The sequence below is a fragment of the Blautia sp. RTP21359st1_E11_RTP21359_211015 genome (assembly GCF_040910705.1).
GTDB lineage: Bacteria > Bacillota > Clostridia > Lachnospirales > Lachnospiraceae > Blautia_A > Blautia_A fusiformis.
In genome coordinates, this window is the sequence record NZ_JBDGAB010000093.1 from 1 (window position 1) to 7,831 (window position 7,831).

Sequence of the window (7,831 nt, forward strand, 5' to 3'; positions counted from 1 at the left end):
AGCTCCAGTATTGCAAAAAGGCTGAAGGTGCCGCCGATCATCATCGGTCTTACTATTGTGGCAATGGGAACATCTCTTCCGGAAACCGCAGTCAGCGTTACAGCGTCACTGGTCAATAACAATGAGCTTGCGGTCAGCAATGTGGTAGGTTCCAATATTTTTAATCTGATGGTAGTTGTTGGAGTCTGTTCCATCCTGACGCCGATCCTGGTACAGAAGGAAACCATCCGGAGGGATATTCCGTTTTCCATGATCTGTGCGCTCCTTCTTCTGGGGCTTGGGATCCTGGCAGCAGGAGATACGATCGGAATGAGACTTGGTCATCTGGATGGAATGATCCTGCTGGGATTTTTTGCAGGCTATATTGTGGTAATGATCCAAAGTGCCATGAAGGCCAGGGCAGCAGGAAAAAATGTGGACATGGAAGGAATGGAAGAGCTGGAAGAAGAAATCGGCATCCTTTCCTGGCCGAAGAGCATCCTTTTTATTGTGGGAGGCGCACTTGCCATTGCCTTTGGCGGAGATCTTACTGTGGATGCTGCCAGCCGCATTGCCATTGATCTTGGAATGAGCCAGACACTGGTGGGACTGACCATTGTTTCTATCGGAACTTCCCTTCCGGAGCTGGTGACTTCCGTGGTTGCAGCCAGAAAGAACGAAGTGGATATGGCTGTGGGAAATGCGGTAGGCTCCAATATTTTTAATATTCTGATGGTTCTCGGAGTTGCATCTGCCATCAATCCGGTGGCACTGATCCGGGAAAATATTATTGATATTGTCATACTTATCGTGTTCTCGCTGATCGTGTGGATCTATGCGGCCACAAAGCAGAGGATCAGCCGGAAAGAGGGAATTTCCATGGTGTGTATGTACCTAGTCTATGCAGGGTATATTATCTGGAGATAGCTGTTGTGGGCATGCAGCTGGTCCGACGTGGATAATAGTATCGGATAGGGTTTATACCAATGCAAAATTTATAAGAAAAGCTCCAACTGTATCAATATCGGGATACAGTTGGAGCTTTTCTGCAATTATGCTCATTTGCACTCAGAAGAGAAAGCTTTTTTTGAGGATTCTTCTGAAGCGTTCTTCTGATGCGGGGTCATATCATCGCTGTCCGTCATCAGATATTTCCGGATGGCAAAAAGAATGGCGATACCGATGATCCCGATCAGTGTCTGTACAGGATCGAGATGTTCCACGACCATCTGCCTTGCTGTTGCAAAAAGCAGGACCTCCACAACAGTCTGGGCGGAATGGCGACAGAGCATTTTTACAAACTCCACACCGACTACAAGAGACAGTGCCTGTGACAGGAAACTGGTAAAAAAGCTGGTGTCCATATCCATGATGGAGGTACCGGCAGTTGTAAGGATCAGACGCAGTCCGGACAGTGCGATCACGATAATGATCACGATGGATAATGCGATTTCTGTGTAACGGGCTGTGTTGTAGATCAGTTCGTTAAAATGCTTGCGGATATTGTGGTTAACGGCGGTTCTGTCTTTCATGGGAAGTTATCCTTTCTTTTTCGCAGAAGCGGGATGATCGATAAAGCGGGTTGCAAAATAGCCGAATACGCAGGTGATGACCACCATACATGGCAAAAACAGCCAGAAGCGCTGCTGGCTCATGGTGTTGAACCATGGCGCATTGGCCTGCAGGATCATGATGATGGGCATATGCCACAGATAGATCCCGTACTGGTTCCGGGCTACGAAGTACAGCGGATGCAGAAACCTGAAATCCATTTCCGGCAGGAGGGGGAATCCCACAAGTAGTATACTGAACAGGCCTGCAAGGATGGAATGTGCCGGATAACCGGAGGGAGCGGTGCCATAAAGCCCGTGACTGTGATAATAAAAGATCCATACCAGGATCAGTGCGGTGCTTGCAATAGAAACCGGAAGTCCAAGCTTCAGCCGGTAATCCTGCATACGATCTCCGGTCTGTTTCCAGAAAGCGGCAGCAGCCATTCCCAGCACGAAATTATCCAGCGCAGAGAATACCTGACGCTCGTATACAAAATATACAGAGTTATCCGAAATCCCGGAATTGTGGAGATAGCGGACAACTGCGAACCGGCAGATAACAGTGAAAACAATGGACACAATGGCAGAGACGAGCCAGTTTTTCCGGACTGCCTTATAAAGGAACGGGGCAATCAGATAAAACTGAAAGATCACGCCCATCGTCCACAGCGCACCATTGATGGAACCATGAGTCACCGGGGAAAAGTTCTCCGTAAAAGTATAATACGCCAGGATATGCCGAAGTCCCTCATTGCTGAACATCTGCGTAGACATAAAGATCAGAAGGACCGTGATACATACATAATACTGGGGCATAATGCGGATGCAGCGCTTTTTCATAAAAGCCCGCCAGCCGGGGAGACAGCCTCGCGCCTCCGAAGAAGAAAGGGAAAGATAGATCCCATATCCGCTTAACAGGAAAAACAGTGTAACTCCTACTTCACCTCCAAGAGTCAGAAGTGTGTGGATGGCTGTATGCGACTGCCATGGCTGCCCGGACAGAACGTAGCAGTGATACAGCATAATGTAGAGGATCGCCCCCGCACGGAGCAGATCGATATTTTTGATACGCTTCATAAATAAATCCTTTCCTGAAAAAAATAAGTCTGCCCCATGACTGAAACGGGCAGACAGAGATAGGTTTAGTATAGCATGAACGTGGGAGATTGGAAAGCTGTCGGAGGGAACCGTAACGAAAAATTTATTATTGCAGAATGATGTCATTGCACTGATTGACGACGCCGGAGAGACTGTAGTAGAATACAAGTATAGCAGCTGGGGAAAAATCTGTCAGAGATAAACTGGATCACTGCCGCTTCCGCAGGACTTGGAACCGCTATGGGATTTTTGGGAATTGGTGGTTCGACAACAGGTGCAGTTGTAAGTGGTGTTACTTCGTTTGTAAGTGATTATTATGAAAATAGAGATTTTACAAGTGCGGTTATAAATGGTGCGGTAAGTGCGGGAATATCATTATTTTGGAGTGCTGTAGATAATATAGGACCAAAGCAAAATCAAAAAGGATATTTGAAATATATGAGAAAAGATTACCATGACGCAAATCGAAGAATTTCAAATATGAACCTTTCATTCGCAGAGGCATTACCGCTACGAAGGGCAGTTAATGAAGAAAAAAATGAAAAAATGAGGCAATTAACAGTAACGCGAATAAATGCTTATTCTAGAGATTATTGGAGTAATAGGAAGGTTAATTCTAATATTGCAATACGAAAGTATGGGAGAGTTATTGGCGGGGGATGTGAGTATACTCCGGGAAAAGGAACGCGGTATATGAAGTGTTATAAGTATTTAGGAAAGTTATATTGGGTTTATGTATAAGTTTTGTATGTAAAAATATATGGGAAATGTATTTGACGACTAGGGGGGGGGGATCATAATAAACCGAAAAAGAAAAAATAATATACCTGAAAAAATTTTGTTATTTTGTATTTTATTTTTGTCATATCGTTGGATTTTTGAAGATGATAGATTCACATTTGCAGTAGCCGGTTTGGGATATATGGCATTGACTGGATGGGTATTCAGATTTGGCGGAAGAGCGGATCAGGATATTTCTTCGGAAAGTGTAGATGAAAATCCTCTATATGTTTATGGGATGATGAGAAAAAATCGAAAATGGTTTTCCGGAATCAGAGGTTGTTTTCTGTTTCAAATGTTGCTTTTGACAGATGTTTTTTTTGCAGCAGTATATTCCTGTTGGAAATGTTGGACGAATAGCAGTGGGAATGATGCGATTGAAAAAGCGTTATTATCACTGCATATTTTAATGATAGTGGGGTATGTTGAATTTCTGAAGCATAGTGTTAGGATTCATGCAAGAAGCTACATGTATATAGAGAATAAAAAAGGAATCTGGATGCCATTCAGTTTTATCTGTTACAAATACGAGAAGTTAATAGATATCAAAATAACTTTTCCAGAAGAGGTCGAAGAGCGAAACGTTGTATTTGAAAAGGAGCTTTTACATAACCAGTACCAAAAAAAGTCAGAATATGAACTGGACGAAAAAGGAAAAGTAAGTTTTTTCAAGAAAAATAGAAATAATCAGGTGAATATCTGGGCGCTTATAGATATTACAGATATGGATAGAAATGATGTTTTGTTGTTAAATGATAAATTTGCAGAGTTCTGGATCAATGAGATGAGCAGAGAAGAAAAAAAGAATGATATTCGTTTTACATTTGTAATCCAGGTAGATGAAATAAATGATTACCTGCAGGAAACTTTTTATGAAAGCGGGGGAATCTTTATGGATAAGCACAGAAGCCGGCTGCCTGTATTATATGTACGCAAACACGATATCCTGAAAGTAAAATGGGCTGATAATAATTCAAGATATACGAATATCAATAAGGAAATGAGAAAAGAGTTAAAGAAAATATATGATGATTCGGAGATAGAATCCATTAATAGCTGAAGAAAGGAATCATATGGCGAATCTGATATTGAGCATTTTCGAAAGAGTTATAACAATATTAATGTTTATTGCATTGGCGGTTGCTCTCGTATGCAAGAAAAAATCTAAAAAGGTACCGCTTTTTATAATCAGACCAATTTTTTTGGTTGGCTTGTTATTTATCATGTTTCAGGCAGTATTTGTGCAGCGAAATTTTACCTCGCTGGATAAAGCGATTCGGGCATATGATGTTAAGGCGAAGCCAATAGCAACCTTGCAGGATGAGAAATCTACATATGTTATCATGGATGAAGATGGATCTATTGAAGGAAGAATTTTTCCAAAAAATGGAAAGAAATGGAAATTGCCGGATTCAGCATTTTTCAGAAAAAGTATGAGCTATCCTTCAGAAGATGCCAATATTGATATGAGATCAATAGAAATACATGGAGTATGGTATATTGTAATACTCCCACATTATCTTATGGGGGAGAATTCTATAGATGAGGTTCACGATTCGGCTGGAACAGAATTTTTAAAAGCGGAATATGAGAATATAACGGTATATTATGGATATCTGAAAACGAAACCAGACGATTACTGGATTTCTGTAGATGGAGATAAAGTAGAGATCAATCTGTGAAGCGTCAAGATTGTAGGAAAAAGAGGACATAAAAATGAATATTTCACTATCTAACTGGTGGTCGTGGGGAATCTTATTGCTGTTGCTCATGATAGTGGCAGTTGTGGATTCCAGGAAAAGAATCCCACGAAAAATATCCATATTTATACTGGTTCCGCTTTTGTCTGTGGTCATCATATTTATGATGTCCGAAAATAGCAAAGAGGCTGAACAAAGTTTCCATACACTTGAGGAAGCAGTAACAGCCTATGATGATCGGTCAGATGTCGTGGCGACATTGCGAGGAAAAACTTCAGCATTGGTTATTATGGATGATGGAGATGCGATGGACTCACAGATTTTTGAAAAAACAGAAAGCGGCTGGAAACTTCCGGAAGATTCAGAGTTTCAGGACACAAAGCGTTTTACAGGAGACAGGATTATAGTCGACGTATCTACCGTAGCAGTTGATGGGGAATGGTATGTTGTGGTGTCACCATATCCGGGAATAAAATCTCCCATAACGAATGTATACGATTCGGAAGGAACAGAATTTTCCGAAGCAAAAGGAAGCGAAAACGTTTACTATGGATATCTGAAAAAATACCCAGAGGACTACTGGGTTTCTGCAAATGGACAGAAGATGGTTCCAATCGGGTTTTTGAAGGATTGGGTCAGAACTGGATGGAAAATAATAAGTAGTCATTAAAATAATAGATATCATAAAACAAAAGATTATTGGATTTCTATAAATGGGGAGAAGATATCGCTTGAGTGAAAAAACAAAACGTTTTTTTCTAATAACATTACTTCTGACACCAGCTTGCTACCAGATCATGCCGGAGATCAGAATGGCATTAGTTTTGGCGGCAATGGGAGAAGCTGTATTATCGGCAGATAGAATTTGGGCAAGAAATGAAAGGTTTCCTTTTGCAAATTTATATGATGACAGGAATCCTCTGTATGTACGAAAAATGTTGAAAAAGAGGAAATGTTTTTCCGGGATAAATGGATATTTTGTAGTACAGATTTTGCTTTTGAGTTATGTTCTTCTGATGACAGCAGGGTTTATTTCTGATCATATAATACATAGAAGATATCAGGAAATCAGACTGGAATTTTTCTGGATTTACTGGGGAATAATAATGAGCCTTGGTGTAGTGGAGGCATATTATATCCATATTTATAAGAAAAGTTTCTGCTATCCGAGAAATAAAAAAGGTATCTGGATGCCATTCAGCTTTATCGGATATGAAATGCAGGGACTGGCAGGAAGGATACTGCCTGATCCAACAGAAGAAACGGAGAAAAATCAGCCTCTGGTGTTTGAAGAATGTCTTTTTAAAAGTGGATATGCTAAAAAAGCAAATTATATATTAAAAGAGAATGACCAAATCTGTTTTTATCAGAAAAGAAAAAATCAACAGGTAAACTTATGGGCGATCATTGATATAGCAGATATGGAAAAAATGCATATCCAGCTTCTGAATGATGCATTTGAGATTTTCTGGTGTAATGAGCTGACCAGAGAAGAAAAAAAGAAAGATGTACGTTTTACCTTTGTGATCCAGACTGAGAGAATCAATGATGCTATAGGCAGGATTTTTTATGACGGATCAGGAATACGGATGTATAAACATCGAAGTCGTATGGCCGTTTTGTATGAGAAAAAACATGACATCATAAAAATAAAATGTACGGACCGTGAGTCCAGATATAAAAATATTTACAGAGAAATGAGAGAAGAACTGAAGCGGGTGATCGGAAGACGGGATATAGATCTGTAGACTGTATGCAAAGGGAATGTGAAAAAAATATGCTGATCAAAGTGATAGAACCAATTGTATATCTGATAATTATTGTTAATCTGGTGATCGCTATTTCTTATAAAAGAAAATCAAAAAAGACACCAGTTAAGGTTGTTGTACCAATTGTTATATTAGGAATCGGACTCTTTGTGTGTGATACAATATATACTCACCGAAGTTTCAGTTCTGTAGAGAAAGCTGTAGAAGCATATGGTGATAATGCTGAGATTATCCGTATTCTCCAGGGAGAAAATTCTACATATGTTATCATGGATAATGAAGGAACAGTAGAGGGGAAGATCTTTCCGGAAAGTTCTGGAAAATGGAAATTGCCAGATTCTATATTTTATGGTACAGGCAGAGAGTATCAAGATGTAAAGATAAATGTCGATATGTCAACGATAGAAATCAATGGGGAATGGTATGTACTGGTAGCACCGAATGATGATAATTATGTAATAGCCGATGTGAAGGATTCTGTAGGAACAGAATTTCTGGAAGCAGAAAATAACAAAAATGAAAAGATATGTTATGGATACATGGAACACAAACCGAAAGATTACTGGATTTCTGTAAATGGAGAGAAGATATCACTTGATTAAAAGAATATGTATTAGAAAAGAAAGAGACAATTATACAGAAAAATGATCGACATGTTGAGCAAGTCAATTTATTTGTGCGTATATGCCCTGGTATTTGGAGGATTACTGAACTCTTTTTATTTCTATTTGGCGCCGGTAGGTGTAATGGAAATTTTGGCAGTTCTGGTAAGCCTGATGATCTCAAATATTCTATTTATTCCTACGGTTATTATACCGTCAAGATGGAAAACCCCTTATAATGTGCCGGATAGTTATAACTGTCAGAATCCATTTTATGTACACGGTATGTTAAATGACAAAAAGGAATCGAAATATGCTCTTCCTATCAGGAAAAACGGAAAGTTAAAAAG

Annotated in this window: 10 protein-coding genes; 8 read left to right on the forward strand and 2 right to left on the reverse strand. The window is 39.9% G+C overall.

The window, feature by feature from the left end:
* Positions 1 to 906, forward strand: a 906-nt coding sequence (locus AB5026_RS18310; protein WP_368214109.1) for a calcium/sodium antiporter, incomplete at its 5' end; no start/stop codon positions are given.
* A 131-nt stretch (positions 907 to 1,037) separates the two neighbouring features.
* Here the strand turns inward: AB5026_RS18310 and AB5026_RS18315 are convergent.
* Together AB5026_RS18315 and AB5026_RS18320 are read right to left on the reverse strand one after the other, a co-directional pair.
* The gene (locus tag AB5026_RS18315; RefSeq protein WP_015527473.1) at positions 1,038 to 1,511 is read right to left on the reverse strand and encodes a hypothetical protein; all 474 of its coding nucleotides are present in this window, start codon (positions 1,509 to 1,511) and stop codon (positions 1,038 to 1,040) included.
* 6 nt (positions 1,512 to 1,517) lie between these two features.
* Positions 1,518 to 2,609 (reverse strand): acyltransferase, encoded by a 1,092-nt coding sequence (locus AB5026_RS18320; RefSeq protein ID WP_015527472.1) that lies wholly within the window; start codon positions 2,607 to 2,609, stop codon positions 1,518 to 1,520.
* 261 nt (positions 2,610 to 2,870) lie between these two features.
* On the opposite strand from AB5026_RS18320, the gene AB5026_RS18325 reads away from it, so the two are divergent.
* From AB5026_RS18325 to AB5026_RS18355, 7 genes are all read left to right on the forward strand, one after another.
* Positions 2,871 to 3,371 carry a hypothetical protein gene (locus tag AB5026_RS18325; RefSeq protein WP_022427046.1) on the forward strand — a complete coding sequence of 167 codons (501 nt, stop codon included), beginning with the start codon at positions 2,871 to 2,873 and terminating at the stop codon, positions 3,369 to 3,371.
* A gap of 181 nt (positions 3,372 to 3,552) precedes the next feature.
* Positions 3,553 to 4,470, forward strand: a complete 918-nt coding sequence (locus AB5026_RS18330; protein WP_147238628.1) for a hypothetical protein — start codon at positions 3,553 to 3,555, stop codon at positions 4,468 to 4,470.
* A gap of 13 nt (positions 4,471 to 4,483) precedes the next feature.
* Positions 4,484 to 5,092, forward strand: coding sequence for a hypothetical protein (locus AB5026_RS18335; RefSeq protein ID WP_022427313.1), 609 nt, complete (start codon positions 4,484 to 4,486; stop codon positions 5,090 to 5,092).
* 34 nt (positions 5,093 to 5,126) lie between these two features.
* Positions 5,127 to 5,780: a hypothetical protein gene (locus AB5026_RS18340; RefSeq protein ID WP_349045483.1), complete on the forward strand. Its 654-nt coding sequence runs from the start codon at positions 5,127 to 5,129 to the stop codon at positions 5,778 to 5,780.
* Positions 5,781 to 5,841: 61 nt separating this feature from the next.
* Positions 5,842 to 6,858 carry a hypothetical protein gene (locus tag AB5026_RS18345; RefSeq protein ID WP_368214110.1) on the forward strand — a complete coding sequence of 339 codons (1,017 nt, stop codon included), beginning with the start codon at positions 5,842 to 5,844 and terminating at the stop codon, positions 6,856 to 6,858.
* A gap of 29 nt (positions 6,859 to 6,887) precedes the next feature.
* On the forward strand, positions 6,888 to 7,481 hold the full coding sequence (locus tag AB5026_RS18350; RefSeq protein ID WP_156906896.1) for a hypothetical protein: 594 nt from the start codon (positions 6,888 to 6,890) through the stop codon (positions 7,479 to 7,481).
* A gap of 144 nt (positions 7,482 to 7,625) precedes the next feature.
* A partial coding sequence (locus AB5026_RS18355; protein ID WP_368214111.1) for a hypothetical protein occupies positions 7,626 to 7,831 on the forward strand: 206 nt, incomplete at its 3' end.